Consider the following 24,757-nt stretch of genomic DNA (forward strand, 5'->3'; position numbering starts at 1 on the left):
GCCTGTCGCAGCGGCCCCGGGTCAACTGCGTCGGCCGATCTTCAGCCACGCATCGCTGCGCACTCCAGCGAGGTAGGGGCTGTCGAGGTGCTTGGCGATCACGCCTTCGACCTGCACATCCAAGTCGGTGCTGGCAGGCATGTCGCTGACGCAAAGGAGGCTCGTTTCGTCCAGGCTGGACAACAACTTCCGCAGCATCCTCTTGCGCTCAGTGAGCGGCACATCCATCACGGAGCGGCCGTCGTGCATGAGGATGTCGAAGACCGCGAAGGTGACCGCAGGTGAAACCGGATGGAGTCGGCGCTTGCGTGCGCGCTCCTGAAGCCGATCCAGGTGCGAGACGCCGTTCTCGTCAAGGACACAGACTTCACCATCGATGATGTGAGGGCCGCCGGACAGCATCTGCAGAGCCTTGGTGATCTCGGGGAACCACGCAGTACAGGTGCGGCCACCTTTCGAGCGCAGCCGCACCTGCCCGTCGTCGATGGCAGCCATGCATCGAAACCCGTCGTACTGCTTCTCGTAGATCCAATCCGGGTCGGTGAACGGTCGGCGCAGGCCCTTCAGCGGGAGCATCGGAGCGGGGATGGAAATCGCGACACTGCGGCGCGAATGCCGCAGCGCTTCGATGTGATCCTGATCGATTCGCTCCATGTCGGTGACGGAATGAGCGCGTCCTTGCCGCCGTGCGAATGCACGAAGGTGTCGTGTGCACTCGCATGCCCCGTGCCAAGCGAACTCAGCAGCGTGGGGTCAGGAACGACTGTGGGGGCCAGCAGAAGGGCTCGAACTGGCGGCCTCCCTTCACGTCGAGAGTGGGGCAAATGGCCCACCCGGAGGGTGACAAGGCCCGGTGCTGACTCACGCGCCCGCGGGTGTGGCGGACCTGGAAGTCAAGCGCGCTGCAGTTCTTCGTCGAGCACAGACGCCGGCACTTTTCCGCAGGTTTTGCGACAAGAGTCCAAGGACTCGAGCCAATGTTCGCTGGCGAACATTAGTCGCCGACACTTCGTCGAGGGAGGCGACGTGCGGCCATGATGGAAGAATTCGCAGTACAGCTGCGCCAGTGGCGTGGGCTGGAGTTGGATGCGCTTCGGGCCGAAGACGTCGTCAAAGGGATGCAGGCGGCCAACTCCCTCGAATTCGCGAAGCTGGCTCGAAACGCAGCCGAGAAGCGCAGGGCCGCCGATGACTTCTTCGGGCTGATCTGGCCGGCGCCGGCCTAGAACTTCCACGATGTTCTGTGTCGCCATCCAGGAAGATTCCTCGCACATCAAGGCGGTCGCGAGTGGTCGAGCGAACCTCGCCGACCTCTGCGGCATGGCCGACCTTGTTGCCAGAGTCGCAAGCATGAATGGGCATCGACGCGCTTTGTTCGACTTGCTTGCGGTCGAGCCCGACATCACGTTCTCGGAGCACCTGAATTTCGGCGTTCATTTCGCCTCTGCCCTCAAACAACTCGAGCGGGTGGCGTCGGTCGTGTCGGAGCGCGAGCGAAAAGGAACGAGCGAGAAGACAGCCCAGAAGCAAGGTCTCAACTTCCGGACATTCACAGATGTGGATCAGGCGCGGGACTGGCTGCACATATGAGCGAGGCGCCCCGAGGCGGCAGCTCGCGCGTTACCAGGAAGCGTGCCGGGCCGGTAGCCGCCACATGCGGACAGCCTACGCCCCTGCGCTTTCACCCGCCGCCTTCGCGACTTCGACGATCGTGTCCCGCAGCCAGACGTGCGCCGGATCGTGATCGTTCCTGCGATGCCAGACGGCACGCGTGATGGCGGTACCGGCCGGGTAGGGCGGCTGGCGCAGGAGCAACTCACCGCTGCGCGTGAGCGCCGTGGCCAGTGAAGCCGGGACGATGGACAGCATGTCGCTCTCGCGCAGGAGCGCCGGGATGGCCAGCGAATGCGGAACCGTCACGCGCAGCCGAGGCACCTTCCCGACGTCCGCCAGCGCCGCCTCCAACGCGTGGCGGTCGAACATCTCCGACTGGCGCGCGAGCCCGCGCTCCAGGATGAAGCCGTCCACGGCACCTTCCTCCTGGCCGCCGACGGAGATGGTGACCAGCGGGTAGCGGGCCAGGTCGGCGAGCATGAGCTTGCGTCGCGCTGCCGGATGTCCCCGGGGCATGAGGATGACCTCTCCCTGCGTCAGGAGCGTGCGGGCATTCAGCCGCGGCGGCACCTGGGAGAAGATGCCGATCGCGAGGTCGATGCGGCCGAGGTCGATCTGCTCGGCAAGGTCCAGGCGGGTGGACGGCCGGATCACGAGGTCCACGCGCGGAGCCGTCCTGCGCAGTTCGCGCGACAGGGGCGCCACGATTACCGCCGTCACGTGGTCGTTCGCCGCGAGCACGAAGCGGCGGGCCGACTGCTCCGGTGAGAAGGGCTCGACACCGAGAGTGGCCTCGATGCGGCGCAACGAGTCGCGCAAGGCGGGTGCCATGTCCGTCGCGCGAGCCGTCGGCGCCAGGCCCTTCCCGGTGCGCAGGAACAGGTCGTCCCCCACCAGTTCGCGCAGCCGCGTGAGCGCATGACTCACCGCGGATTGGCTCAGGTTCAGCCGTCGCCCCGCAAGCACCAGGTTGCGATCCTCGTACACGGCATCGAACACCTTCAGCAGGTTCAGGTCCATGCGGCCGATGCTCACTGTCGGGTCCCCGTGAGTTGAACTGCGTGCATTTTGCTCTTGCAAAGACGCCAGTTCCATTCAACTCGCCGGCCGACCATCATTCGCCGCACTTCCCCTGACGACACGAGGTCCACCATGCAAGCTCTCTCCCGCCGCGCATTCGCGCGGATGGCACTTGCCGCACCGGCCGCCGGCTGGCTCCTGCCGGTGCTGGCGCAATCCGGCGGCGGCACCGCAAAACTCATCGTCGGCTATCCGGCCGGCGGCACGCTGGACACCACCGCGAGGCACTTGGCGGAGGCTTGGCGCAAGCAAGGCCGGCAGTGCATCGTCGACAACCGGGCTGGCGCCGCGGGGCGCATCGCCAACAGCCAGCTGAAGCGCGAGCGCGCCGACGGCAGCGTCCTGCTCTGCACGCACGCTTCCGCGCTCACCATCTACCCGCACGTCTACCCGCGGCTCCAGTACGACGCGGCCGCCGATTTCGCCCCGGTCTCGCCCGTTGTGGCCGCCACGTGCGCCTTTGCCGTCAGCAGCGCCGTGCCCGCCGCGGTACGCACCATGGACGATTACGTCGCGTGGGCGCGTCGCACGCCCTCGGGCGCGACCTACGCATCGCCCGCGGCCGGGTCGGTCGCCCACTTCCTCGGCTACCAGCTGTCCGAGGCCGGCGCGATGAAGCTGCAGCACGTGGGTTATCGCGGCTCCGCGCCAGCCATGCAGGACCTCGTCGGGGGGCAGATTCCCGCCTATTTCGGCTTCGTGGCGGACTTCCTGCCATACCTGCAGCAGGGACGCATCAGGATCCTCGGTGTCGCCGCGGAAAAGCGCTCGAAGTTCATGGCCGGCGTGCCTACTTTCGCCGAGCAAGGCTTCGCAAAGATCCGCGGCGGCGAAACGTACGGCGTCTTCGCGCCCCCCGGCACGCCCGAGGCCACCATCCGCGCCCTGTACGAATCCATCGTGGCCGCGAGCAAGGACCCCGCCTTGCGCGCTGCCTTCGATCAGGTCGGGCTGGAGGTGCACACTCTGGAGCCGCAGGACTATGCCCGGCAGATCCAGCGCGAGCGCGAGTTCTGGGGGCCCGTGGTTCGCGCGTCGGGCTTCCGTTCGGAGGAGTGAGCCATGGCCCTGGAACCGACGATCCCCGATCGCGAGGCGCTCATCGAGCGCAGCATCACCTTCCTCGACGAAGTGAAGGACATGACCGCTGGAAGCGAGACCGAGCGCTGGTTGAACCGGCATTACGGGCCGGACAGCGAGCTCTACCAGACCCTTGCACGGCTGGTGAAGAACGGCGTGCGCGACGGCTGGGCCGCCAACGTCGAACTGGACGGCCCCGTGTACCGGCGCAGCCGCATCGCGGAGCCCTCCGAGCGGACGCGGCACTTCAGCATCACCGCCGTCTACATGGACAGCACCGGCAATCGCCAGGGGCATGCCGGCAACGCCTACCGCGGCCAGTACCACGCCCATCCTTACGGCGAGTTCAACATGGTGGTGCCGCTCGATCCGGGCGCCGCGCTGAACGGGCCCAACGGCTGGTGCGGGGCGGGCTGGACCGCCCCGGCGCCCGGCAGCCACCACTACCCGGAGGCCAAGGGCGGGGCGGTCATCGCACTGTTCTTCCTTCCCGCGGGGCGGATCGCCTACCACCCTGCGCCGCCGGAGGAAGGAGCAGCCGATGCCCAGCCGTGAGTGGTCGCAGGAGGAGATCGGCGAGTGCGTGAACGCGGTGCTGCGCTCGCGCCGATCGGTTCGCGCGTACCGCGCGGATCCGGTCCGCCGGAGCGACGTGCTGGACATCCTGCAGGTGGCCGCCCGCGCTCCGAGCAACTCGAACACCCAGCCCTGGCGGGTCTACGTGGTGACCGGCCCGCCCATGCAGGCGCTGGGCGAAGCGCTGGTCGCCGCCTTCCGCGAGGACAAGCTGCCCCCCTCGCGGCACTTCCCGGATCCGCTGCCGGAGGACTTCGGCCGTCACCATGCCGATTTCGCACAGCGCTACTACGGCTGCCTGGGCATCGACCGTAGCGACGGTGCGGCGCGCGCGCGGCAGACATTGCGCAATTTCGGCTTCTTCGGCGCACCGGTGGGCCTGATCTTCACCATCGACTCCCGCTTGACGCGCCACAGCTGGCTGGACCTCGGCCTGTTCGTGCAGAACGTGATGATCGCCGCCAAGGCGCGCGGCCTCGACACCTGTCCGCAGGTGTCGTTCGCGCGCTTCCATCCGGTGATCGCATCGCAGCTGCGCATTCCCGAGGGGGAGGTCACGGCTTGCGGCATGTCGATGGGCTACGGCGACATGGCCGCCGCAGTGAACCGGATGCAAATGCCACGGCGGCCGGTGCAGGACTTTGCGCGGCTGGTCGGGTTTGATGGGTAGCAGGAGCCGCAAGCCTGCTTTGGGTCGGAAGCAGCCGTGTCCGATACCATGGGCGCTCGGATGCAAGGCAAGCCTGTTCCGCACTTCGAGCAAGTCGACCTGGAGCGCGTGCGAGCGGTCTTCGTGCGCGGCCGCACGCATCGCGCGCTCTTGAAGATCCCCTTCCGCCATCGGCCACCAGCCAGCACGCTGTGTCTCGTGGGGCAGAACCCCAGCGATGCTGGCGAGGAGCATGCAGACAAGACGGTCCGATATCTCGAGCGCTACGTTCACGAGCGTCTTCCGCAGTACGGCGCCATGCTGATGCTGAACCTCTATACGCGGGTGGACAAGCGCAAGGAGTTCGGCGATGTGGAGCACCCGCAGGCGGACCGCATCCTGCGCTGCGCGATCCGCAGGCACCAGGATTTCCTTTTCGTTTTCGGCCAACTGAAGAACGAAGGAAAGTACAGGTTTCCCGAGCGGCTGCGGCAGCTACAGCCGCTCTTCATTGGCAAGAACCTCTTGCAGTTCGACCTCGCAACCGACTTCCCGCCGCATCCCGGCAACGCGAAGATCCTTTACAGCAAGTTGGATGTGGGACTGAAACCGTTCTTGTTCGTAGCCTGATGTCCGCGTCCGGCCATCTGCGAAGGCCGGCATTCTGCTTTGGACATGGGTCATCAGGGACTCCTCCCGACAAGTGATCCTGCGGTCCGCGTCAACCACGGACATGAGGCTGGTCGGGTCGATGACGAAGGCCGGGGGCGAGTCTGGTGCGTGATCGGAAAAAAGACGTGAGCAATGCACCGCTCCGGGCGCGCCCGCACCTGCTGCTGCCGAGAGCGAAGCGGCGCCGTACTGACCACGTATCGTGCGTGCTCCTCAGGCGCTGCTGCGCAGGTGCTTACAGAAAAGGGCGGCGCGCAGACGTGGTCCGCGCGCGGCGATCCAGAAGGCATGGCTCGTACCCAGCCCGACAGCAGCTTCCGCTTTACGCGTAGCTTGGCGAGGCCTACATTGACGATTCAGCTACGTGGCCCTTGTTGAACATCCGGCCACCGCCGGACCAAGCCTGCAGTCGAAGGGGCGGGCCCGGACCGCCGAAGGCGAGCAGGTGGGCAGCGGTGTGTTTGCCGATCCGACAAGGAGCACGAAATGCGCCTTCCGCTCTCCCTCCGCCCGCTGGTCGTGGGCATCGCCGTCTTGTCTGCGCCCGCCCTCGCGGCCGCGAGCAATCTGATGGAATGGAATGAGGTCGCCTTCAAGGCGGCCGGTACGGCCCGGCAGTCGCCTCCCATGAGCACGCGCACCATGGCCATGGTCCATGCTGCGATGTTCGACGCGGTCAACGCGATCCAACCTCGCTACGAGCCGTTCAAGTTCACGGCCGGCGCGCCATCGACTGCATCAGTGGACGCCGCGAGTGCCGCAGCGGCGCACGCGGTCCTTTCCAAGCAGTTCCCGGAGCAGAAGGCCGCGCTCGACGAAGCTTTGGCCGCATCCCTGGCCAAGACGGACGAAGGGACAGATCGTGGCAGCGGCATCGCGGTCGGCGCGGCGGCCGCGGCCTCGCTCCTGGCGTGGTGCGCCGAGGACCGCGTGGGACTCCCCACGGAGTACCGATTCGTCACGGCACCAGGCGTCTACGTTGGCACTACGCTGCCGGCGGGACACGACTTCGCAGTGTCGCGCCCTTGGCTGATGACGAAAGCAGACCAGTTCCGGCCTGGCCCCCCGCCGGCGCTGAGCAGCGATGTGTGGGCGCGCGACGTCAATGAGACCCGGCAGATCGGGGCCAAGGCGAGCAAGCTGCGCAGCCCGGAGCAGACTGAGGTCGCCACCTTCTGGATCGTGACAGGCGCGCCCTCATACAACGCGATCATCCGGCAGGCCGTATCCAACAAGAACCTCGACCCTGTCGACGCCGCGCGGGTGATGGCGCTGGCGTACATGGCAGCCACCGATTCACTGGTGGCCGTATTCGACGCCAAGTACACCTATAACTTCTGGCGGCCCATCACCGCCGTGCGCAACGGCGACCAGCATGGAAACTCCGCGGTGCAGCGCGACGCCGGGTGGCTGCCGCTGGTTGATGCGCCGCTGCACCCGGAATACCCGTGCGCGCATTGCATTAGCTCCGCGGCGGTAGCGAAGGTTCTCCAGACCGAACTGGGTGACGAAAGCTCAATAAGCATGACCAGCCCATTCCTGCCTGGGGTGACGCGCCGTTGGTCGAGGTTCTCTGACTACTCCCAGGAGGTATCGAATGCGCGCATCTGGAGTGGAGTGCACTACCGCAATTCGGCCGAAGTTGGCGCGCGCATGGGCGGCGAGATTGGCAGCTATGCGACCGCGAACTTCCTAAAGCACTTGAAGTAGATCACGCGGGGCTTGCTGGGGAGGCAACAGCTCCGGCAAGCGCCAGCTCTGCCTCAGGCAGGTCGGGCCTTGCGGGCCCTTGGCGTGGCCGTCCTGCGGCGCGGCCCCGCGTGAGCTTGATGCGGGTGGTGTTGCGCCGGCAAACCTAGGCTGCACATTGGCGTGTGCCTGGGTGTCCGCTTTCGCCTGGCGCAGGGTGTCCCCCTGGCAAGGCGACTGTGGCCCGGCCTGCAAACTGCTCGCCGGGCGTCGCTGGCCTCTTGGCGGCCTTCTCGTCGTGCGCGCGCTCATCATGCATTCGGACCGCGTCCCGAGTTGCACCTCATGGGACGCAGGGTTGTCACCCTTGGAGGGCTCGGCCCCTCTAATGGACAGAGGGATCAAAGGAACGAATCGTCGTTGCCCGGTACCTCGCCAAAGGAGTTGCCATGAAATCCGTGTTCCCCTTTGTCATCTGCGCCGCACTGTCACTGCCTGTACTCGCGCAGCAGGTGGAAGCCATGAAACACGGAGACCCGCACGCGGAAGCCGAAGCCCAGGCCAGGGTGGACGCTAGAGCGAAGGTTCCCCTCAATCGAGTCATCCAGCCCGAAGCGGAGCGATCGTTCAACGCCCGGGCCGCCGCGGTCGCCGAGAGCCGCAAGGCGCAACGCCTGCAAAGTCCGAAGCATCCCGCGGACCGCAGCCACGAGATACAGCAGTATCAGGAACTCTAAGGGGACGAGCGGCCGTTCGCGGCGCGTGTGACGCGAGAGTCATGAAGCTGAGGCCGCTGGGGCACGTGCCAATTGCCGAACGGATTCTGCCAGTTCAATGCGGTCGACGTACGGTAGGAAGTACCCGCGGGATCCGGGAGCTGTGCGGACGGCTGCTTGCGTCCAGAAGCGGCCGTGCCCGACTGCTTCTCGCCTTGGAGCCCTGCTGGATTGGCGCGCGCGCCCTGCAGCACAGCTTCAATCGAGCTTGATGCCTGCGGCTTTGATGACGGCGCCCAGCTTCACCGCGTCGTCCTTGATCGTCCGCGAGAACTGCTCCGGGCTGCTCGCGACCACGTCCATCCCCATCGCGCCCAGCTTCTCCGTGACCTCGGGCAGCTTGAGAATGCGCGTGATCTCGGCGTTGAGCTTGGCCACGATGGCGCGGTCAGTGCCCGCAGGCGCCACAAGGCCGATCCAGGTGACCAGGTCCATGCCCGCCAGACCGGATTCCGCCAAGGTGGGTACGTCCGGAAGCGACGGCGAGCGCCTGGCGCTGGTGACCGCCAGCGCCCGCACCTTCCCGGATCTCACGAACGCCATGGCCGGGCCGAGCGCATCGAAGATCACCGGCACCTGGCCTCCCACCACGTCGGTCATGGCCGGGCCGCTGCCCTTGTAGGGGACGGCGACCATATCGACCTTGGCCGCTGACTTGAAAGCTTCGCCTGCCACCTGGGCGGGCAGCGCGCCGTGGGCGTAAGCCAACTTGCCGCCGCGCGCCTTCGCCAGGCCGATCAGCTCCTTCACGTTGCGCGCTTCCACGGAGGGATGCACTGCCAGCACCATCGGCATGGTGATCGCCAGCGACACCGGCGCGAAGCCGTTGATCGGGTCGTATGGCAGCTTCGCGTAGAGACTCTGGTTCATTGCGAGCGTGGAGTCGATCGGCAGGAACAGCGTGTAGCCGTCCGGCGCTGCTCGCGCGGCCAGCTCCGCGCCGATGACCGTGTTGCCGCCGGGGCGGTTGTCCACCGTGACCGGCACGTTCCAGCGTTCGTTCAGCTTGGCTGCGACAGTGCGTGCCACCGTGTCCGTGCCACCGCCCGGCGGGAACGGCACGATGATGCGGATCGGTTTGGCCGGGTAGCTTTCGGGCGAAGCGAACAACGGGCCTGCCCACGCGGAGGCGAGGAGGGAAAGCAGGAACGTGCGGCGCAACTTCATGGACGTGACTCCCAGGGCAAATTCCGGCTGGCTTTCACGCCGCCGACGCCGCCGCGCTCGGTGGGGCGGTCGATGGTGCGCAGGCATTGCGACCATGGAGCGAGCAAGCAAGTACCCGTTCCTGTCGGCTACGAGGCACTAGAGGTAGTCGACCTTCGATGTGGTCCGTCCTTTCACTGTACGCTTCCAGCCCCCGCACAGCTTCTGCATGCGCTACCACTCACTGGCTTCGCTCCACCACTACATCGCTGACCCAGATGACCGGTTGTGCGTCGGTGTAGTTCGGGATGTCGGCCAGGATCTCCTGTGCGTGCGGGTTCATGGCAGCCTGCAACGTCTCGAGCGAATCGGAGTAGACGCTGCATGCGGCCGCGAACGGCATGGGCGCTCCCGGCGCTCCTGCGGCCAAGCCCTTGTCGATGGTGTAGTAGCGGCAGGCCGCTCCCAACCGTCGCGCCAGCATCGGCATATGCTTGTCCCGGTAGTAGTCGTGATCGAAGCGCATGCCGGGCTTGAATGGGTACATCACGTTGAACTTGATCATTCGTTACTCCACGAGTCGCAACCTGCAGGCGGCCGCATCGGATCCGAAGCAGTCGCAGCAAGCCGTCGGATACCGCACTGCTGGTGTAGCGCAATGGAGCGGATGGCTGGATCGGAGCAAATGAGACTTGACCGGGTGCCCCGGCTGAGTCGACAGGAAACGGAGAAACGTCCATGCAGTACCGCCCCCTCGGCCGTTCGGGCCTCCTGGTTTCGCCCCTCTGCTTCGGCGGCAACGTGTTGGGCTGGACGGCCGACGAGAAGACCTCGTTCTCCCTGCTCGATGCTTGGCTCGACGCGGGCTTCAACTTCATCGACACGGCCGACGTGTATTCGCGGTGGGCCCCCGGCCATGCCGGGGGCGAATCGGAGACGGTGATCGGCCGCTGGTTGAAGCAAGGCGGCCGGCGGGACAAAGTCGTGATCGCCACCAAGGTCGGATTGGACATGGGGCAGGGCGCCACCCTCAAGCCCGACTACATCCGCAGGGCCGTGGAGGATTCGCTGCGGCGACTGCAAGTGGAACGGATCGACCTGTACCAGTCGCACCGCGACGATCCGGACACGCCGCTGGAGGCCACGCTGGAAACTTACGCCGGTTTGATCGCTGCGGGGAAGGTGAAGGCCATCGGCGCGTCCAATTTCAGCGCCACGCGGCTGGCGCAGGCGCTCGACACAAGCAAACGCCTGGGCTTTCCGCGCTACGAGAGCTTGCAGCCGCTCTACAACCTTTACGACCGGGCCGAGTTCGAAGGTGAGCTGCGCGACGTGTGCCTGCGCAGCGACGTGGGCGTCATCAACTTCTATGCGCTGGCGGCGGGATTCCTCACCGGCAAGTACCGCGTGCCCGATGACGCGTCGAAGAGCGTTCGGGGGAAGAACACGGTGGCCAAGTACGTGAACCAGCGCGGCCTCAGGATCCTGGCGGCAGTGGACCAGGTCGCGGATCGGCTCGGCGCCACGCCCGCGCGGGTCGCGATTGCCTGGAACATGGCGCAGCCTGGCATCACCTCACCCATCGCGAGTGCAACGTCGCTTGCCCAGTTGTCCGAACTCGCGGCCGCCACGCGACTGAAGCTGGACGCGGAAAACATGGCGCTGCTGGATCAGGCCTCCCGCTCATGACCGTGCAAGCGCCTGGAGACGCGACGCTGCTATCGGTCGCAAGCAGACGTCGTGACCCGCGGAATTTGCGTAGGCGCAGAATGCTCGTCCCGGTCACAGAGCGATTTCCGTCCCCGGGCAACACAGAAGGGAAGCGCGCGTGATGACCATTTCTGGCTTCATCAAGGAGCAGCTGGGACCGATCGTGGACGAGTGGGTGGAGTTCGCACGCACCAGGGTGCCTCTGCAGCACGACTTCACGCGCGAGGAGCTCGCGGACCACGCGAGGGTTCTCCTGCTCGCCATTGCGGCTGACATCGAGCAGGCGCAAGGGGCCCAGGAAAAGCACGACAAAGCACAGGGGAACGACCCCGAAAACGCGCCTGAGGTCACGCGCATGGCACGCGACCACGCGGCGCAGCGCTTCGTACAGGGCTTCTCCTTCGATCACCTGGTCTCGGAGTTCCGCGCGCTGCGCGCGTCGGTCATTCGCAGATGGACGAAGCAGATCGATCAGGCGCGCCCGGACCACCTCGACGACCTGACGCGGTTCGGGGAGGCGATGGACCAGGCTCTGTCCGAGTCGGCCTCCCTGTACACCAGGAAAGTCGACGATTCGCGCAACCTCCTGCTGGGCGTCCTCGGGCACGACCTGCGGACACCGCTGGGCGTCGTTCACATGAGCGCCAGCTACCTGCTGCGCAGTGACACCCTGGACGGGGCGCAAACCAAGGCCGCAGCGCGCATCCTCACCTCCGCCGATCGGATGTCGGCCATGGTCAAGGACATCCTGGATTTCACCCAGACGGCGTTCGGCGTCACCCTGCCGCTGTCGCCGGCACCCGCCGACATGGGAGAGCTCGCGAAGACGATCGTCGTCGAGACGAAGACGCTTGTCCCGGAGTGCCAGGTCGAGCTGTTCACGCAAGGAGAGCTTGCGGGCCGCTGGGATGGTGCACGAATCGGCCAGATGCTGTCCAACCTGCTCGCGAACGCCGTGCAGCACGGAGAGAAGACCGAGCCTGTCAGCGTGCGGGTGACCGGCGACGGCAACCACGTGAGCGTGGAGGTCCGCAACAAGGGAGCGCCAATCCCCCAGCACGCGCAGAAGACCTTGTTCCTCCCGCTGCGTCAAGCGCCCACCGCTGAAGGGGAGAGGCGGGCCGGATCTTCGGGCCTTGGGCTCGGGCTCTACATCACACGCGAGATCGCGGTGGCGCACGGCGGAAGCATCGAAGTCGCTTCCAACGCAGACCGGACCACCTTCACTGCCCGGCTTCCCCGTACACCGCCGCCCTGGAAGGACAGAAGGTCTGGTGCGAGCCGCGGCGGGAAACAATCGTGATCAGCGCCTGCGCCGGCGGCCCAACAGCGGAACGTCACGCCTCAATGCGGTAAAGCCGCTGACGACAGAGAGCCGGCGCGCACTGACACTGCGCAGCGCGGCCGGCTCGATTGAGAGACACAGAGAAATCAAGGTATCAACGAATGAATGCCTTTTCGCTTCTCGATATCAGCCTCCTTGTCGTCCAAAACGAGCCTTCACTTTACCGAGCCTGCACTTCATGCGAGCCTCAGCGCAGTGTTTCGACGCTCTCCGCTTGTATCAGCGCGGTCGGATTGCCCGGTTCTCGACGAGACGAGATCGCCTGGTCGGGCAGAAGTCGGAAACTTCCGAGTGCGTGAGTGCGAATCTGCCTACCCACAGCAGCGACGACTTGGCGCAGCCTTGTCGCCCAAGGAGGTGACAGCAATGCACATGGACGCGGGCTTGGGTGCGCGCGAAGTCGAGATCGAGAACGTCCGAGCGGTCGGCGTTGCCGACCTCCGCGAGCTGGCGTCGCACACGGTGGTCCGGGAGCCCGGGTGCACGACGCACCAATTGGAGTTCGTGGCCGGCGGGATGGCTGAGGTCCGGTACGGCGATGCCGGGGCGCTGCTGCACCTGACCGCCGAGGGCTGCGGCATGACATGGGCGCAGGACGGCACGCTCCTCCTCAGGAGTTGGTCCGGCTAGCCCGGTGAGTACCCGCCCGCGCCCATCATGGCAATTCGCTGCCAGCAAGACGCGGGCCGCCTGGATCAGATCACATGAACACCCGCATTCCGCCGCCATCGAACGTTCCGACCCCAGCCCGGGAAGGCACGATCCGGACGGTTGGCTGGCAGCGATGGTCGGCGGTCTTCCAGGCCCAGTTCCGACTCTTGAACCGTCTGACGCTCCTCTCTCGCCATGCGGCCGGAGAGACTCAGTCTGCACGCTCGCCGCTGGAACTCTTCTCGATCCAGATGAACCTGCAGAAGGCGCTCGTACTGGATTGCACGGCTTTCGCGACGGACTGCCTGCGTGCGGTCAGCGGACTGCCGTTGGAACGCAGCGGCGTGGACGGGCACCAGCCGCGCAGCCCAGGTGAAGCCGTCGCCCCGGTCGTTGGCGCCATCACGGAACCGATCATCGAAGGAATGCAAGCTGCGCTGTTTGCCGCCGCGAGTACGCCCGCAGCGGCGTTCGCGAGTCAGGCGCCACCGCCAGCGGAGCCGACCGCCCCCGACAGAGAGCCGCCGGGTCGATGCCGAGCCACACGCAAGCGCCAGCCGCACGCCTGGGGCTGACGCACGTAAAGGCGCGCGGCCGCGCGGTCGCGACGACAGGAAGCCTCAGGCGCGCCGTGAATCGGATCAGAAACAGACTCGCACACGCGCACGCAGATGAGCTATCTGTCATTGCAAGCCTATCGCGAAGGCTCCTCGTGCAGGCAGACGATCTCGCCCTGCAATTCGCGCGGAACCCCCACCAGCGGCGGATAACGGCGCAGGACGTCGGGGTCGTGCCCCGGCACGATGTGCCGCGGCGAATCGGCCAGCCGCGCGATGCGATCCCAGCCGGCCACCATGTCGCCGACGTGGAAGACGATGGGGTAGGGCGCCTGCCGCTCCATGTTCTCGTAGTAGTGGCTGGCGTCCGAAGCGAGCACCACCCAGCCACGCCGTGTATGGACGCGCACCACCTGCAAACCATCGGTGTGACCGCCGATCAGGTGCGTCTCGATGCCGGGCGCGATCGTGGTCTCGCCGTGGCAGAACGCGACCCGGTCGGCGTAGACGGCGCGCACCACCTGCACCACGTCCTCGACGGCGAAGGCGAAGCGGAACACCTGCTTGCACATGTGGCAGCCCGTCGCGTACTGGAGCTCGCGCTCCTGGAGGTGGATGCGCGCGTTCGGCAGCAGGTCCAGGTTGCCGGCGTGGTCGTAGTGCAGGTGCGTGATGATCACGTCCCGCACCTGCTCCGGCGCCACCTGCAGCGCGGCCAGCGAGCGGATGGGGCAGCGCAGGAAATGCCGCTCACGCTGGCGCGCCATCTGCGCGCTGAAGCCGGCATCGACCAGCCAGGCGCCGCCGCCGCCCCGGATCAGCCAGACGAAGTAGTCCAGCGGCATGGGCGCGTCATGCAGGTCGCCGCCCGCCATGAAGTTGTCGCGGCGGAAGCGGTCGTGCTTCGCGTACCGCAGGGCGAAGACTTCGTATTCGGGGAGCATGGGTCCTCCAGGGTCAGGGCAGGTTCTCGCGCAGCACGAGGTTCAGGCGCAGAGCCTCCACGCCCGCCAGGGCATCGCGGCCGGCGGCGGCGTTGCAGAACACCTTGAGCGCGTTGCCGATCACCGTTTGCGGGCTTTGGGTGATCACCGCGTCCATGGTGCCGTCGATCAGCATGGCGCGGGTGTCGGGGGTGAGGCCGTGGCCGATGAAGACCACCTTGTCGCTGCGGCCCGCCTCCTGCAGCGCGCGGCCCACGCCGTCCGACGCGCCGCCGATGTTGTAGACGCCCGCGAGCTGCGGATACTGCTCCAGCAACGCGCGCATCTGGCGCTGGTTCATGGCCGCGTCGTCGTGTCCTTCGCGCAGGCCCACCACGTGCAGCTGCGGGAACATCTCCTCGATCAGGCTCAGGAACCCCGCCTCGCGCTCCTCGTGCGCGCGGTAGCTGCGGCTGCCGGCGATCAGCGCCACCTGCGCATTGCGCTTGCCCGCCAGGAAGCGCCCGAGCAGCAGCGCCGCCGTGCGGCCCGCGGCCCGGTTGTCCAGCCCCACGTAGGCACAGCGGCGGGAGTTCGACAGGTCGGAGACCACCGTGACCACCGGCACGCCTTCCTCCGCGAGCTGCTGCACCGCCTCGCGGACCAGCGGGTGGTCCAGCGCCATGAAGGCGATGCCGTCGCTCCGGCGCCCGTGCCGCAGCAGCTGCTCCGCCAGCACCTGCGGATCGAACCCTTCGACCTGCAGCGACTTGCATTTCACCGGCGCGGGCGCGAGATGTTCCGCGCTGGAGGCCACGGTTTCGCCCAGGATGTGCAGGTAGCGGTTGGTGCCGGTGGGGAACAGGAACGTGAGCTTCAAGGGGGCGCGTGCCGTCACCGCGCCTTCGGCCGGCAGGTAGTCCAGCGCGGCGGCGGCGCGCAGCACGCGTTGCGCGGTCTGCGGCCGCACGTTGGGGCGGCCGTGCAGCACCCGGTCCACGGTCGCGGTGGACACGCCCGCCGCGCGTGCGATGTCCGGGATCCGGCTGCGCGCGAGCTCAGTCATGGGGACAACCCCAACTCACATCAAAAAACATCATCGGTTTGATTTGCGGCAAGCTCGCATCCCACGTATTGTCATTCGAAGCGCGAGCCTACGCATCCATCGAATCACATCAATTAAACCCCAGGAGACACCATGTTGCCAACCCACTTCCGCCTCTCCCGCCGCGCCGTCGGCATGCTGGCCGCCGCAGGCCTCGCGCTCGGCGCGCTGGTGCCCGCCCACGCGCAGAAGACTTTCGAGTTCCGCTACGGCCACATGAACCCGCCCAACAGCGCCGCGGGCATGCAGGCGCAGTGGCTGGCCGAGGAGATCGCCAAGCGCACCAGCAACTCGGTCAAGGTGACGGTCTATCCCTCGTCGCAGCTGGGCAAGCTGCAGGAGCTGGCCGAGGCCGTGTCCACCGGCACCATCGCGCTGTCGCACAACACCGCCGCGGGCATCGGCTCGCTGCACGAGCCCTTCGCGGCGCTCGACACGCCGTACCTGTACCGCGACGTCGACCACCTGATGAAGGTGATGGACGTGAACTCGCCGGTGATGAAGAAGCTCAACGAGGGTCTGGTGAAGGACGCGGGCGTGCGCGTGCTCTACGCCTACTACTTCGGCACCCGCCACCTCACCACCAACAAGCCGGTGAAGCAGCCGTCCGACCTGGCCGGCATGAAGATCCGCGCGATCCCGTTCCCGATCTACATGGCGACGGTGGAGGCCATGGGCGCGGTGCCGGTTCCGGTGGACTGGTCCGAGGTGCCCACTGCGCTGGCCACGGGCAAGGTGAATGGCCAGGAGAACCCGGTCAACGTGGTGCTGTCGTCCAAGCTGTACGAGACGCAGTCGCACCTGATGCAGACCGGGCACATCATGAACGCGCAGGTCATCGTGATCAACGAGAAGGCCTGGCAGGGCCTGTCGGCGGCGCAGCGCGAGCAGCTCACCGCGGCCGCCAACGAAGTGCGGCGCCGCGCCACCGAGATGGTGGCCAGGCAGGAAGCGACCGAAACCGAGGAGCTGAAGAAGAACAAGATGACGGTCATCGGCCCCAGCGATGGTCTCAACCTCACGGCCTTCCGGACCAACGTGCGCAAGGCGGTCGACCAGAAGTTCGGCGCCAAGTACGGCGAGCTGTACAAGGCCATCGAAGCGGTCAAGTGATGGAGGCGATCCCGTCGCCGGCCGGCCCGCGGGTGCCGGCCGGGCCGCTGCGTGCGCTGCTCGTGCCGTTGTGCCGATGGTTCGAGTGGGTCGCGATGGCGCTGCTCGTGGGCTGCACCGCGGCGATCATGCTCGAGGTGTTCGCGCGCGGCGTCTTCAATCTGGGACTGCCCGGCGCGGGCGAACTGGCGCGCTATGCCGGCCTGGGCCTCATCTTCCTCACCGTGCCGCTGCTGCTCGCGCAGGACGCGCACGTCAAGGTCGACATGTTCCTGCAGCTCGCACGCGGCCGGCCGCGCCGCTTCCTGGAAGTGTTCAACGAACTGATGACGCTGGCGTTCTGCGTCCTGTTCCTGGTGTCTTGCTGGTGGTTCATGCAGCGCGCGTCGCGCTTTTCCACGCCGGCGCTCGCCATGCCCAACCTCTGGTACTACATGCCCGCGATCGCCGGCATGGCGCTGACGACGCTGGTGGCGCTGGACCGCGTCCTCGGCATCTTCATGGGCCGCCAGGCGCGCCCGGATGAAAGCCGCCCATGCTGAGCCTCACGGCGATCACGCTCTTCTTCCTGCTGCTGCTCACCGGCGCGCCGGTCGCCATCGCGCTCGGCCTGGGCTCGGCGCTCGCGCTGTGGTGGTTCGACATGCCGCTGGCCGTGATGGCGCAGCGCATCGTGAACTCGCTGGATTCGACCACCCTGCTGGCCGTGCCCATGTTCATCTTCGCGGCGGCGCTGTTCAACGTGACGGGCCTCACCACGCAGCTGTTCGACTTCATCCGCATGGTGATCGGCCGCATCCGGGGCGGCCTGGGCTACGTGACGGTGCTGACGCACCTGGTGTTCTCGGGCGTGTCGGGCGCCGCACTGGCCGACATCGGCGCGCTGGGCCGCATCCAGATCGACATGATGCGGGAGCAGGGCTACAAGGACAATTTCTCCGCCGGCATCTGCATGGCCGCGGCGACGCTGGGGCCGATCTTCCCGCCGTCGATCCCGCTGGTGATCTTTGCCATGGCCGCCGAGGTCTCGCCGGTCAAGGTGCTGATCGCGGGCATCTTCCCCGCGCTGATCATCGCCCTGTTCCTGATGGGGATGGTGTGGTGGGTCGGCCGCCGCGCCGGCCTTCCGCGCGACGACATCAGCGTCACGCGCGGCGAGTTCACGAGCCGCCTGTGGTTCGCCATGCCCGCGCTGATGGCGCCGGTGGTGCTGATCGGCGGCATCCTGCTCGGCTGGTTCGGCGAGACGGAGGCGGCGGCTGTAACGGTGGTCTACGCCTTGGCGGCAGGACTGTTCTTCTACCGTGCGCTCACATGGCGCGGCTTCGTCGAGGCGCTGCGCGAGACGGTGCGCTCCACGGCGGGCGTGATGCTGATCGTGGGCGCGGCGGCGCTGTTCGCCTGGGTGCTGACCATCGACCAGGTGCCCACCAAGGCGGCCGACCTCCTGCTCGGCCTGTCCAAGGATCCGTGGGTGCTGCTGGTGATCGTCAACCTGCTGCTGCTGGTGATCGGGATGATCCTGGAGACCATCGCCGCGATCCTGATCCTCACGCCCATCATCGTGCCGGCGCTGGTCGCCGCCGGCGTGGACCCGGTCCACCTGGGCGTGGTCGTCGTGCTGAACCTGATGATCGGGCTGCTGACGCCGCCGGTCGGCATGAGCCTCTACATGGTGAGTACCGTGTCCGGCATGCCGGTCGAGCGAGTCATCCGCGCTGCCCTGCCGTGGATCGGCTGCCTGCTGCTGTCGCTCGCGGCCGTCACCTTCCTGCCCGCAGCCTCGACCTGGCTGCCCAACCTGATGTTGAAGTGAGAGCTGTCCCATGAGCCGATTCTTCGGAGAGATCCGCCAGGTGGCCTACCTGGTCCCCGACATCGAGGCCGCGATGGGCCACTGGTCGCGCGTGCTCGGCGTGGGCCCGTGGTTCTACAACCCCAAGGTGCCGATCCGCAACTACCACTACCGCGGCGAGCGCTACGAGCCGCACAACTCGGTCGCGCTCGCCAATGCCGGGGCCCTGCAGATCGAGCTGCTGCAGACCCGCAATGACGTGCCCTCGATGTACCGCGACTTCCAGCGCGCCGGACACCAGGGCGTGCAGCACGTGGCCTACTGGACCGAGGACTTCGACGCCGATCTCGCGCGCGCGCAGGCGGCGGGCTTCACCGTCTGCATGGGCGGCGAGGTGGGCGAGCGGGGCCGCTTCGTCTACTTCGAGGACCGCACCGCGGGCGGGTCCGCGCTGCCGGGCACGACGATCGAGCTGTCCGAAGTCGCCGGGCCCAAGGGCCGCATGTTCAGGATGATCCGCGAGGCCAGCGAGAACTGGGATGGCCGCGACCCGGTGCGGCCCTTCCCGGACCTGAGCAAGCTGTGACGACGCTGCAGGCCACCTACCTGATCGAGACCCCGCTGGCGCCGGAGCAGGTCGCCGAGGTGCTGGCGGGCGAGCAGAGCAGCGGCACCTTCGTGCGCGTGGCCGGCGAGAGCGACGCTTTGCGCGCGCGCAGCCGCGCCCGCGTGGAGCGCATCGAGGAGCTGGAAGCGCTGGCCGCCCCGAGCCTCGCGAGCGAGTGGCTGCAGCGCCAAGGAGGCGGCGGACCGTACCGGCGTGCGCGCGTGACGGTCTCGTTCCCGCTCGCCAACATCGGCGACAACCTGCCCACACTCGCGGCGACCGTCGCGGGCAACCTGTACGATCTGGGCGAAAGCACCGGCGTGCGGCTGGAGCGGCTGGTGGTGCCCAGCGAATTCCGCGGCCGCTTCGAGCGCCCGCGCCATGGCGTGGACGGCACGCGGCGAGCGGCCGGCGTGGCTGAAGGGCCGCTGGTCGGCACCATCATCAAGCCCAACGTGGGGCTGAGTGCGCAGGAGACCGGCGAGCTGGTCGGCCAGCTGTGCGAGGCCGGCATCGACTTCATCAAGGACGACGAGGTCTGCGCCAACCCGGAGCATGCGCCCGTCGCCGACCGCATTCGCGCGGTGATGCAGCGCGTGCGCCGCTTTCAGGACGGCAGCGGCAAGGCGGTGGTGGTGGCCTTCAACATCAGCGACGAACACGACGCCATGCTGCGCCATGCCGAGCTGATTGCGCGCGAGGGCGGCCACTGCGCGATGGTCAGCCTCAACTGGTGCGGCTTTTCCTCGGTGCAGGCGCTGCGCCGGCGCAGCGACCTCATCATCCATGGCCATCGCAACGGCTTCGGCATGTTCTCGCGCCATCCGGCGCTCGGCATGGATTTCCAGCCCTACCAGCTGATGTGGCGGCTGGCGGGCGTGGACCACATGCACGTCCACGGGCTGGAGGGCAAGTTCTCGCAGGCGCACGCCGAGGTGGTCGCGAGCGCACGCGACTGCCTCACCCCGCTGGCCGATCCCGCGGACGCCGGCGACCGCGTGGTGCCGGCGTTCTCCTCCGGCCAATGGGCCGGCACCGTGCCGGCGACGCTGCGGGCGGTGCCCAGTGGCGACCTGCTGTTCATGGCGGGCGGCGGGATCCTGGCGCATCCCGGCGGGCCCGCCGCGGGCGTGCGGAGCATCCGGCACGCCTGGGCCGCCTGCCGCGCCGGCGAGAGCCTCGAGCGGGCCGCGCAGCGCCACCCGGAACTGCGGGACGCCCTGCAGTTCTTCGGCGGCCGCCATGGCTGACGCGCCGCTGCGTTACGCGTACTACGGCGACGACTTCACGGGCGCCACCGACACGCTGGCGACACTCGCGCAGGCGGGGCTGCGCAGCGTGCTGTTCCTCGGCGTGCCCGGCGAGCGCGAACTGGCCGCAGCCGGGCCGCTCGATGCGCTCGGCATTGCCGGGGTGGCCCGCTCGCTCGCCCCCGCGGACATGCGCGCGGAACTGCAGCCGGTGGCGGACTTCTTTGCTTCCTTGCCGGCGCCGCTGCTGCACTACAAGTGCTGCTCCACGTTCGACAGCGCGCCCGGCGTCGGCAACCTGTACACGGCGGCTTCCATGCTGCGCCGGCTGACGCCCGGCCAGCCGTTGTTGCCCATCGTCGGCGGCCAGCCTTCGCTGGGCCGCTACTGCGCGTTCGGGCAGTTGTTCGCGGCGGCCGGCGAGGGCGGGGAGGTGCTGCGCATCGATCGCCACCCGACGATGAGCGCGCATCCGGTCACACCGATGCACGAAGCCGACCTGCGCTTGCACCTGGCCGCGCAAGGCTGGGAGAGGCTCGGCCTCGTGGACTGGCGCGCGCTGGATGAAGGCGATGACGTGCTCGCGACGCGCGTTGATGCGGCCACCGGCACAGGAGACGGCGGCGTGCTGTTCGACGTGCTTACCGGCGATCACCTGCGCCGCATCGGCGCCTTGTTGTGGCGACGTGCCGGCACCGGCCGCTTGCTCGCGATCGGCGCGAGCAGCGTCGCGCAGGCGGTCTGCGCGCATTGGCACGAGGAAGGCCTGTTGCGGCCGCGTGCTGCTGCAATGCCGCCGCCGGCACGCGGGCCGGTGCTGTTGCTGGTCGGCAGCCTGTCGCCGGTCACGGTAGGGCAAATCGAGGCAGGCGCTTCGCACTACCACCGGGAGAGCATCGATCCCGCGGCGCTGCTCGCCGATCCCGAGCTGCTGGAGCGCTGGGCGCAGCAGTGCGCTGGCCAGCTGAATGCCGGCCGCCCGGTGCTCGCGGCCACGCTGCGCACCAGCGCGGGCCAGCCCGCGGCGCGCGAGGTGGCACAGTTGTGCGGACGCCTGCTCGCGCGCGTGCTGGCACTCGCACCGGCCGTGCGGCGTGTCGGCATCGCCGGCGGCGACAGTTCCAGCCATGCGGTGCGCGCACTCGGCCTGTGGGGCATGAGCCACCTGGGCCAGCTCGCGCCGGGCGTGCCGCTCGTGCGCGCGCATGCGCAGGACGCGCGTCTCGATGGGCTGGAGCTGATGCTCAAGGGCGGGCAAATGGGGCCGCCGGACCTCTTCACGCGCCTGGTGCGCTGACAGGGCGCTGCGCAATCTTCGGGGGGAGTGTTGGGCTGTCTCCGGGCCCGGCGCCATGGTCGACTACGGTGCTGGGCGACTCAGGGCTGAGATTCCATCGCGGCTTTGCAGGGGGAGCGCATCGACGTCGTACTGGAACAGCCACTCGTAGCGGTCCGCCACCCTGGACTCGCTCCATTCACGATCCACATACGCTTGCGCACCCTCGGCATGGGCCAGCTCGGGATTGTGGAACCGCCGCGCGTTTTCGTTGGAGCCCCGCACCACCCGCGTGGTTCGCTCGATGCGCAGGGATTCGTAGAGGGCGAGACGGCTATGGATGTCCGCATCCGGCTGGGCCAGGCAGCGCGCGAGCACGTAGCCATCTTCGATGGCCATCGCGGCGCCTTGCGCAAGAAAGGGGAGCGTCGGGTGGCACGCATCCCCGAGCAGCGCGATGCGGCCGCGGACCCAGGAGCTCATGGGCTCGCGCACCATCAGCGCCCATTTGTACGGTACGTCGATCGCATGGATGAGGGTCTGGACGTCACCGTGCCACCCCGCGAAATCCCGCAGGCACTCGGCGCGGTCGCCGCGCGCGGACCAGGATTCCACCTCCCAGCCTTTGCTCTCCACGCATCCGACGAAGTTGATCAGGGTGTCGCCCCGCAGAGGGTAGTGCACGACGTGCGCGCCGGGGCCGACCCAGTTGCAGCCGTACGGTTCTCGAAGGTGCCCGGGCAGCCGCTGTGCGTCGATCACGCCGCGCCACGCCACGATGCCGGAGTAATCCGGGTCGTCCGCGCCGAAATGCTGCCGACGAATGGAGGAGTGCACGCCGTCGCTCGCGATCAGTACGTCGCCCTCGAACACTTCGCCTGACGCCGTGAGCACCCGCACGGCGCTTTCAGTCTGGTGCGATTCCTGCACCCGCCGCCCGAGCTGCAGCGCCTGCGGGGCGGCGGCCTGGACCGCCTTCGCGAGCACGTCGTGAAGGTCGGCGCGATGGATCGTGATGTACGGTGCCCCCCACCGTTCACGCGAAACCGCGCTGAAGTCGAAAAGGCGCCAGCTCTGGCCGGTGTTCCAGAGGCGGATGCGCTTGCCCTTCGGCTCGGAGGCCATCGCCATCAGCTCGTCCTCGAGGCCCAGGCGGAACAGGGCGCGCGTCGCATTGGCGCTCAGCTGCAGCCCCGCGCCGACCTCGCGCAACTGCGCAGCCTGCTCGAGGACGACGACGTCCATGCCCCTTCGAAGCAGGGCCAGCGCCGCACTGAGGCCGCCGATGCCTGCGCCTGCCACGATGATCTTCATGGGTTTCCTTCGAGGCGCCGATCGGCTCGGCGCACGCAGCTAGCGGACGATCGTGTTCCTGCGCTGCCGGATCGAGGTCTTCACGGCGGCGGTCGAGCCCGGGTCGTATTCGTTGACGTAGGGGATCTTCGCTGTCGTCCTCGCGAGGAGGTCCACCAGCACGTCCACTTCGTCCTCCGACAGGTCCGAAAGCAGCCGACGCTCCCGCTCCAGCGCCACCTGGATGACCTGGTCGTGCAGTTCGTAGCCCAGAGGAGTCAAGGACAGCTTCTTGCGACGTGCGTTGTGCTCGTCATCCTCGACGGCGAGATAGCCCTTCTCCTCGAGCCGGCGCGATTCGCGGCTGACCGCGCCCTTGTCGAGCCCGATCACCTGCGTGATCCGCGCGGGCGGTATGCCCGGCTCGATCGCGAGCATGGCCATGATCCGCCACTCGATGATCCCGATGCCGAACCGCTTCAGGTACAGCCGCGAGGCGCCCGTCGCGAGCTTGTTCGCGAGCACCGTGAAGAAGTAGGTGACATAGTAGGAAAGATTGAGTACCTCTCTCTTCGCCTTCTTCTTCTTCGGGGTGGTCTCCGGGCGCCTTATCGCCGGCCTGGGCATGTCTGATTCCCTGTCGATCGCGTGGACAGTGAGTAACTTTACAGGCAGTCGATCGTCGAGATCGCTCATGTCGTGGCCGCGAACTGCGCGATGTCATCCGCCAGCAGCGCCGGAACGTCGTACCCCGGGAAATGCCCGGCGCCGGGAACATCGGTCCATCGCACGACGTTGTAGGCTTTTTCCAGCAGGCTGCGCGGTGGCGGCACGAAGACCGGATCGCGAGTCGCCGCGAACGCCACGGGCACCTCGACGCGCTTGCCCCCGGGATAGCCCGGGGCTCCTTCCGTCGCCAGGCCGCGATAGATCCACATCGAGGTCGCCACGCTGCCGGTGACCAGGTACAGCATCGCATTGCGGATCAGGAGATCCGCACGTTCCGGTGTCTGGTAAAGCCTGCTCTTGTCCCCCGCAGCCGGATCGCCCCAGGCAGCGAACTTCTCGAGCATCCACGCCAGCAGCCCCACCGGGTTGTCGGACAGTGCGTAGCCGGCGGTCAGGGGACGCGAGGTCTGCAGACGGAAGTACGCGCCGTCGTCCTCGAACCGCTCGCGGAAACCGGCCAGCCATTTCTGTTCGTCCGGGGCACTGGCCGCGCCCGCGATGAACCGAGGACTCGCCATGGTCATGTGAACGCCGGCGCAGGCTTCAGGATGGTCGAATCCAAGCCATGCCGAAATGATCGAGCCCCAGTCTGCTCCATGGGCGTAGTACCGCGGATAGCCGAGCACCTTCGTCAGCAGGTCGTGGACGAGGGCTGCCATGGCCCGCGGACCCATCAGCTTCTCCGGAGCGCCGGACCAGCCGACGCCGGGCAGCGAGACGACGACGGCGTCGCGCCCGCCGGGGCCTTCGGACAGGCGAGTGGCCACGTCGAGGTATTCGAAGATGCTGCCAGGCCAGCCATGCAGGAGAACGACAGGCGGCAAGTCATTGCGAGCACTCGCACGGTGGTGGATGAAGTGCAGGTCGATGCCAGCGAGCCGCGCGAGGAAGTTCGGATGCGCATTCAGCTTCTGCTCCTCGGCGCGCCAGTCGAAGCGGCTGGTCCAGTGCGCGACGATCGCCTGGAGCGTCGCCGGATCGGCACCCGACTCCCAGCTGGCGCCGGCAGGAACCTTGGGCCATTCGAATTCGGCGACGCGCCGTTCGATGCGCGCAAGGACCTTCTGATCGGCGCGCGGCGTGAAGGGCGTGGCCCCGGTAGCCTGGTTGGGCGGGCTCAT

27 protein-coding genes are annotated in these 24,757 nt (G+C 67.5%); 18 read left to right on the forward strand and 9 right to left on the reverse strand.

Translation table 11 applies throughout. The annotated features are described in order from the left end of the window. Window positions 1-21: 21 nt before the first annotated feature. Entirely contained in the window at window positions 22-654 is a 633-nt protein-coding gene (locus EZ313_RS03030; RefSeq protein ID WP_135261735.1) for an ATP-dependent DNA ligase, read from the reverse strand. Between the two features lie 380 nt (window positions 655-1,034). On the opposite strand from EZ313_RS03030, the gene EZ313_RS03035 reads away from it, so the two are divergent. Further along, window positions 1,035-1,226: a hypothetical protein gene (locus EZ313_RS03035; RefSeq protein ID WP_135261736.1), complete on the forward strand. Its 192-nt coding sequence runs from the start codon at window positions 1,035-1,037 to the stop codon at window positions 1,224-1,226. Between the two features lie 10 nt (window positions 1,227-1,236). Next, window positions 1,237-1,590: an STAS/SEC14 domain-containing protein gene (locus tag EZ313_RS03040; protein ID WP_135261737.1), complete on the forward strand. Its 354-nt coding sequence runs from the start codon at window positions 1,237-1,239 to the stop codon at window positions 1,588-1,590. A 75-nt stretch (window positions 1,591-1,665) separates the two neighbouring features. Here the strand turns inward: EZ313_RS03040 and EZ313_RS03045 are convergent, their stop codons facing one another. After that, complete coding sequence (locus EZ313_RS03045) at window positions 1,666-2,649, reverse strand: LysR family transcriptional regulator (RefSeq protein ID WP_135261738.1); 984 nt, start codon at window positions 2,647-2,649, stop codon at window positions 1,666-1,668. A 117-nt stretch (window positions 2,650-2,766) separates the two neighbouring features. On the opposite strand from EZ313_RS03045, the gene EZ313_RS03050 reads away from it, so the two are divergent. The 6 genes from EZ313_RS03050 (at window position 2,767) to EZ313_RS03075 (ending at window position 8,097) form a co-directional block, all read left to right on the forward strand. Further along, the gene (locus EZ313_RS03050) at window positions 2,767-3,753 is read left to right on the forward strand and encodes a tripartite tricarboxylate transporter substrate-binding protein (RefSeq protein ID WP_135261739.1); all 987 of its coding nucleotides are present in this window, start codon (window positions 2,767-2,769) and stop codon (window positions 3,751-3,753) included. Window positions 3,754-3,756: 3 nt separating this feature from the next. Beyond that, the gene (locus EZ313_RS03055) at window positions 3,757-4,329 is read left to right on the forward strand and encodes a 4-hydroxylaminobenzoate lyase (RefSeq protein WP_135261740.1); all 573 of its coding nucleotides are present in this window, start codon (window positions 3,757-3,759) and stop codon (window positions 4,327-4,329) included. After that, window positions 4,316-5,020 carry a nitroreductase gene (locus EZ313_RS03060; RefSeq protein WP_135261741.1) on the forward strand — a complete coding sequence of 235 codons (705 nt, stop codon included), beginning with the start codon at window positions 4,316-4,318 and terminating at the stop codon, window positions 5,018-5,020. The genes EZ313_RS03055 and EZ313_RS03060 overlap by 14 nt, the downstream gene beginning before the upstream one ends. Before the next feature lie 36 nt (window positions 5,021-5,056). Next, window positions 5,057-5,629 carry a DUF1643 domain-containing protein gene (locus tag EZ313_RS03065; RefSeq protein ID WP_135261742.1) on the forward strand — a complete coding sequence of 191 codons (573 nt, stop codon included), beginning with the start codon at window positions 5,057-5,059 and terminating at the stop codon, window positions 5,627-5,629. Between the two features lie 528 nt (window positions 5,630-6,157). Beyond that, the gene (locus EZ313_RS03070; protein WP_135261743.1) at window positions 6,158-7,381 is read left to right on the forward strand and encodes a vanadium-dependent haloperoxidase; all 1,224 of its coding nucleotides are present in this window, start codon (window positions 6,158-6,160) and stop codon (window positions 7,379-7,381) included. A gap of 428 nt (window positions 7,382-7,809) precedes the next feature. Next, window positions 7,810-8,097, forward strand: coding sequence for a hypothetical protein (locus EZ313_RS03075; RefSeq protein ID WP_135261744.1), 288 nt, complete (start codon window positions 7,810-7,812; stop codon window positions 8,095-8,097). Window positions 8,098-8,334: 237 nt separating this feature from the next. Here the strand turns inward: EZ313_RS03075 and EZ313_RS03080 are convergent, their stop codons facing one another. Continuing rightward, window positions 8,335-9,303, reverse strand: a complete 969-nt coding sequence (locus tag EZ313_RS03080) for a Bug family tripartite tricarboxylate transporter substrate binding protein (RefSeq protein WP_135261745.1) — start codon at window positions 9,301-9,303, stop codon at window positions 8,335-8,337. Between the two features lie 220 nt (window positions 9,304-9,523). Then, entirely contained in the window at window positions 9,524-9,847 is a 324-nt protein-coding gene (locus EZ313_RS03085; protein WP_135261746.1) for an EthD family reductase, read from the reverse strand. Window positions 9,848-10,020: 173 nt separating this feature from the next. Between EZ313_RS03085 and EZ313_RS03090 the strand changes: the two genes are divergently transcribed. From EZ313_RS03090 to EZ313_RS03105, 4 genes are all read left to right on the forward strand, one after another. Beyond that, complete coding sequence (locus EZ313_RS03090) at window positions 10,021-10,971, forward strand: aldo/keto reductase (RefSeq protein ID WP_135261747.1); 951 nt, start codon at window positions 10,021-10,023, stop codon at window positions 10,969-10,971. 142 nt (window positions 10,972-11,113) lie between these two features. Continuing rightward, window positions 11,114-12,295 (forward strand): sensor histidine kinase, encoded by a 1,182-nt coding sequence (locus tag EZ313_RS03095; protein ID WP_135261748.1) that lies wholly within the window; start codon window positions 11,114-11,116, stop codon window positions 12,293-12,295. 408 nt (window positions 12,296-12,703) lie between these two features. Further along, window positions 12,704-12,967 carry a hypothetical protein gene (locus EZ313_RS03100; RefSeq protein ID WP_135261749.1) on the forward strand — a complete coding sequence of 88 codons (264 nt, stop codon included), beginning with the start codon at window positions 12,704-12,706 and terminating at the stop codon, window positions 12,965-12,967. A 74-nt stretch (window positions 12,968-13,041) separates the two neighbouring features. Beyond that, entirely contained in the window at window positions 13,042-13,563 is a 522-nt protein-coding gene (locus tag EZ313_RS03105; RefSeq protein ID WP_135261750.1) for a hypothetical protein, read from the forward strand. Window positions 13,564-13,682: 119 nt separating this feature from the next. Here the strand turns inward: EZ313_RS03105 and EZ313_RS03110 are convergent, their stop codons facing one another. Beyond that, entirely contained in the window at window positions 13,683-14,489 is an 807-nt protein-coding gene (locus EZ313_RS03110; RefSeq protein ID WP_135261751.1) for an N-acyl homoserine lactonase family protein, read from the reverse strand. 13 nt (window positions 14,490-14,502) lie between these two features. Beyond that, a complete protein-coding gene (locus EZ313_RS03115) occupies window positions 14,503-15,534 on the reverse strand; it encodes a LacI family DNA-binding transcriptional regulator (RefSeq protein ID WP_135261752.1) in 1,032 nt (343 codons plus the stop codon). Between the two features lie 132 nt (window positions 15,535-15,666). Here EZ313_RS03115 and EZ313_RS03120 point away from each other — a divergent pair, with 132 nt between their 5' ends. From EZ313_RS03120 to EZ313_RS03145, 6 genes are read left to right on the forward strand one after another with little or no spacing between them, the layout of a single operon-like run. After that, window positions 15,667-16,686, forward strand: coding sequence for a TRAP transporter substrate-binding protein (locus EZ313_RS03120; protein WP_205960321.1), 1,020 nt, complete (start codon window positions 15,667-15,669; stop codon window positions 16,684-16,686). Beyond that, a complete protein-coding gene (locus EZ313_RS03125; protein WP_135261753.1) occupies window positions 16,686-17,228 on the forward strand; it encodes a TRAP transporter small permease in 543 nt (180 codons plus the stop codon). Before EZ313_RS03120 ends, EZ313_RS03125 begins: the two co-directional genes overlap by 1 nt. After that, window positions 17,222-18,502, forward strand: coding sequence for a TRAP transporter large permease (locus tag EZ313_RS03130; RefSeq protein ID WP_205960322.1), 1,281 nt, complete (start codon window positions 17,222-17,224; stop codon window positions 18,500-18,502). The genes EZ313_RS03125 and EZ313_RS03130 overlap by 7 nt, the downstream gene beginning before the upstream one ends. A gap of 10 nt (window positions 18,503-18,512) precedes the next feature. Then, window positions 18,513-19,067 carry a VOC family protein gene (locus EZ313_RS03135; protein WP_135261754.1) on the forward strand — a complete coding sequence of 185 codons (555 nt, stop codon included), beginning with the start codon at window positions 18,513-18,515 and terminating at the stop codon, window positions 19,065-19,067. After that, the gene (locus tag EZ313_RS03140; RefSeq protein WP_135261755.1) at window positions 19,064-20,338 is read left to right on the forward strand and encodes a ribulose-bisphosphate carboxylase large subunit family protein; all 1,275 of its coding nucleotides are present in this window, start codon (window positions 19,064-19,066) and stop codon (window positions 20,336-20,338) included. The genes EZ313_RS03135 and EZ313_RS03140 overlap by 4 nt, the downstream gene beginning before the upstream one ends. After that, window positions 20,331-21,635 carry a four-carbon acid sugar kinase family protein gene (locus EZ313_RS03145; RefSeq protein ID WP_135261756.1) on the forward strand — a complete coding sequence of 435 codons (1,305 nt, stop codon included), beginning with the start codon at window positions 20,331-20,333 and terminating at the stop codon, window positions 21,633-21,635. The genes EZ313_RS03140 and EZ313_RS03145 overlap by 8 nt, the downstream gene beginning before the upstream one ends. Window positions 21,636-21,698: 63 nt before the next feature. Here the strand turns inward: EZ313_RS03145 and EZ313_RS03150 are convergent, their stop codons facing one another. The 3 genes from EZ313_RS03150 to EZ313_RS03160 are packed head-to-tail and all read right to left on the reverse strand — an operon-like array spanning window position 21,699 to window position 24,757. Next, window positions 21,699-22,928, reverse strand: coding sequence for an FAD-dependent monooxygenase (locus EZ313_RS03150; protein ID WP_135261757.1), 1,230 nt, complete (start codon window positions 22,926-22,928; stop codon window positions 21,699-21,701). A gap of 39 nt (window positions 22,929-22,967) precedes the next feature. Next, window positions 22,968-23,603: a MarR family winged helix-turn-helix transcriptional regulator gene (locus EZ313_RS03155; protein WP_240788515.1), complete on the reverse strand. Its 636-nt coding sequence runs from the start codon at window positions 23,601-23,603 to the stop codon at window positions 22,968-22,970. Next, a complete protein-coding gene (locus EZ313_RS03160; RefSeq protein ID WP_167772484.1) occupies window positions 23,600-24,757 on the reverse strand; it encodes an epoxide hydrolase family protein in 1,158 nt (385 codons plus the stop codon). Before EZ313_RS03160 ends, EZ313_RS03155 begins: the two co-directional genes overlap by 4 nt.

It is taken from the genome of Ramlibacter henchirensis, assembly GCF_004682015.1.
Taxonomy (GTDB): domain Bacteria; phylum Pseudomonadota; class Gammaproteobacteria; order Burkholderiales; family Burkholderiaceae_C; genus Ramlibacter; species Ramlibacter henchirensis.

Coding starts and splice junctions, on each gene's coding strand:
- EZ313_RS03075 (WP_135261744.1), top strand. CDS start 7,810: ATGAAATCCGTGTTCCCCTTTGTCATCTGCGCCGCACTGTCACTGCCT.
- EZ313_RS03050 (WP_135261739.1), top strand. CDS start 2,767: ATGCAAGCTCTCTCCCGCCGCGCATTCGCGCGGATGGCACTTGCCGCA.
- EZ313_RS03120 (WP_205960321.1), top strand. CDS start 15,667: ATGTTGCCAACCCACTTCCGCCTCTCCCGCCGCGCCGTCGGCATGCTG.
- EZ313_RS03070 (WP_135261743.1), top strand. CDS start 6,158: ATGCGCCTTCCGCTCTCCCTCCGCCCGCTGGTCGTGGGCATCGCCGTC.
- EZ313_RS03155 (WP_240788515.1), bottom strand. CDS start 23,603: ATGAGCGATCTCGACGATCGACTGCCTGTAAAGTTACTCACTGTCCAC.
- EZ313_RS03095 (WP_135261748.1), top strand. CDS start 11,114: ATGACCATTTCTGGCTTCATCAAGGAGCAGCTGGGACCGATCGTGGAC.
- EZ313_RS03085 (WP_135261746.1), bottom strand. CDS start 9,847: ATGATCAAGTTCAACGTGATGTACCCATTCAAGCCCGGCATGCGCTTC.
- EZ313_RS03115 (WP_135261752.1), bottom strand. CDS start 15,534: ATGACTGAGCTCGCGCGCAGCCGGATCCCGGACATCGCACGCGCGGCG.
- EZ313_RS03110 (WP_135261751.1), bottom strand. CDS start 14,489: ATGCTCCCCGAATACGAAGTCTTCGCCCTGCGGTACGCGAAGCACGAC.
- EZ313_RS03100 (WP_135261749.1), top strand. CDS start 12,704: ATGCACATGGACGCGGGCTTGGGTGCGCGCGAAGTCGAGATCGAGAAC.
- EZ313_RS03145 (WP_135261756.1), top strand. CDS start 20,331: ATGGCTGACGCGCCGCTGCGTTACGCGTACTACGGCGACGACTTCACG.
- EZ313_RS03090 (WP_135261747.1), top strand. CDS start 10,021: ATGCAGTACCGCCCCCTCGGCCGTTCGGGCCTCCTGGTTTCGCCCCTC.
- EZ313_RS03130 (WP_205960322.1), top strand. CDS start 17,222: ATGCTGAGCCTCACGGCGATCACGCTCTTCTTCCTGCTGCTGCTCACC.
- EZ313_RS03150 (WP_135261757.1), bottom strand. CDS start 22,928: ATGAAGATCATCGTGGCAGGCGCAGGCATCGGCGGCCTCAGTGCGGCG.
- EZ313_RS03125 (WP_135261753.1), top strand. CDS start 16,686: ATGGAGGCGATCCCGTCGCCGGCCGGCCCGCGGGTGCCGGCCGGGCCG.
- EZ313_RS03060 (WP_135261741.1), top strand. CDS start 4,316: ATGCCCAGCCGTGAGTGGTCGCAGGAGGAGATCGGCGAGTGCGTGAAC.
- EZ313_RS03030 (WP_135261735.1), bottom strand. CDS start 654: ATGGAGCGAATCGATCAGGATCACATCGAAGCGCTGCGGCATTCGCGC.
- EZ313_RS03040 (WP_135261737.1), top strand. CDS start 1,237: ATGTTCTGTGTCGCCATCCAGGAAGATTCCTCGCACATCAAGGCGGTC.
- EZ313_RS03055 (WP_135261740.1), top strand. CDS start 3,757: ATGGCCCTGGAACCGACGATCCCCGATCGCGAGGCGCTCATCGAGCGC.
- EZ313_RS03105 (WP_135261750.1), top strand. CDS start 13,042: ATGAACACCCGCATTCCGCCGCCATCGAACGTTCCGACCCCAGCCCGG.
- EZ313_RS03080 (WP_135261745.1), bottom strand. CDS start 9,303: ATGAAGTTGCGCCGCACGTTCCTGCTTTCCCTCCTCGCCTCCGCGTGG.
- EZ313_RS03160 (WP_167772484.1), bottom strand. CDS start 24,757: ATGAGCCCGCCCAACCAGGCTACCGGGGCCACGCCCTTCACGCCGCGC.
- EZ313_RS03135 (WP_135261754.1), top strand. CDS start 18,513: ATGAGCCGATTCTTCGGAGAGATCCGCCAGGTGGCCTACCTGGTCCCC.
- EZ313_RS03035 (WP_135261736.1), top strand. CDS start 1,035: ATGATGGAAGAATTCGCAGTACAGCTGCGCCAGTGGCGTGGGCTGGAG.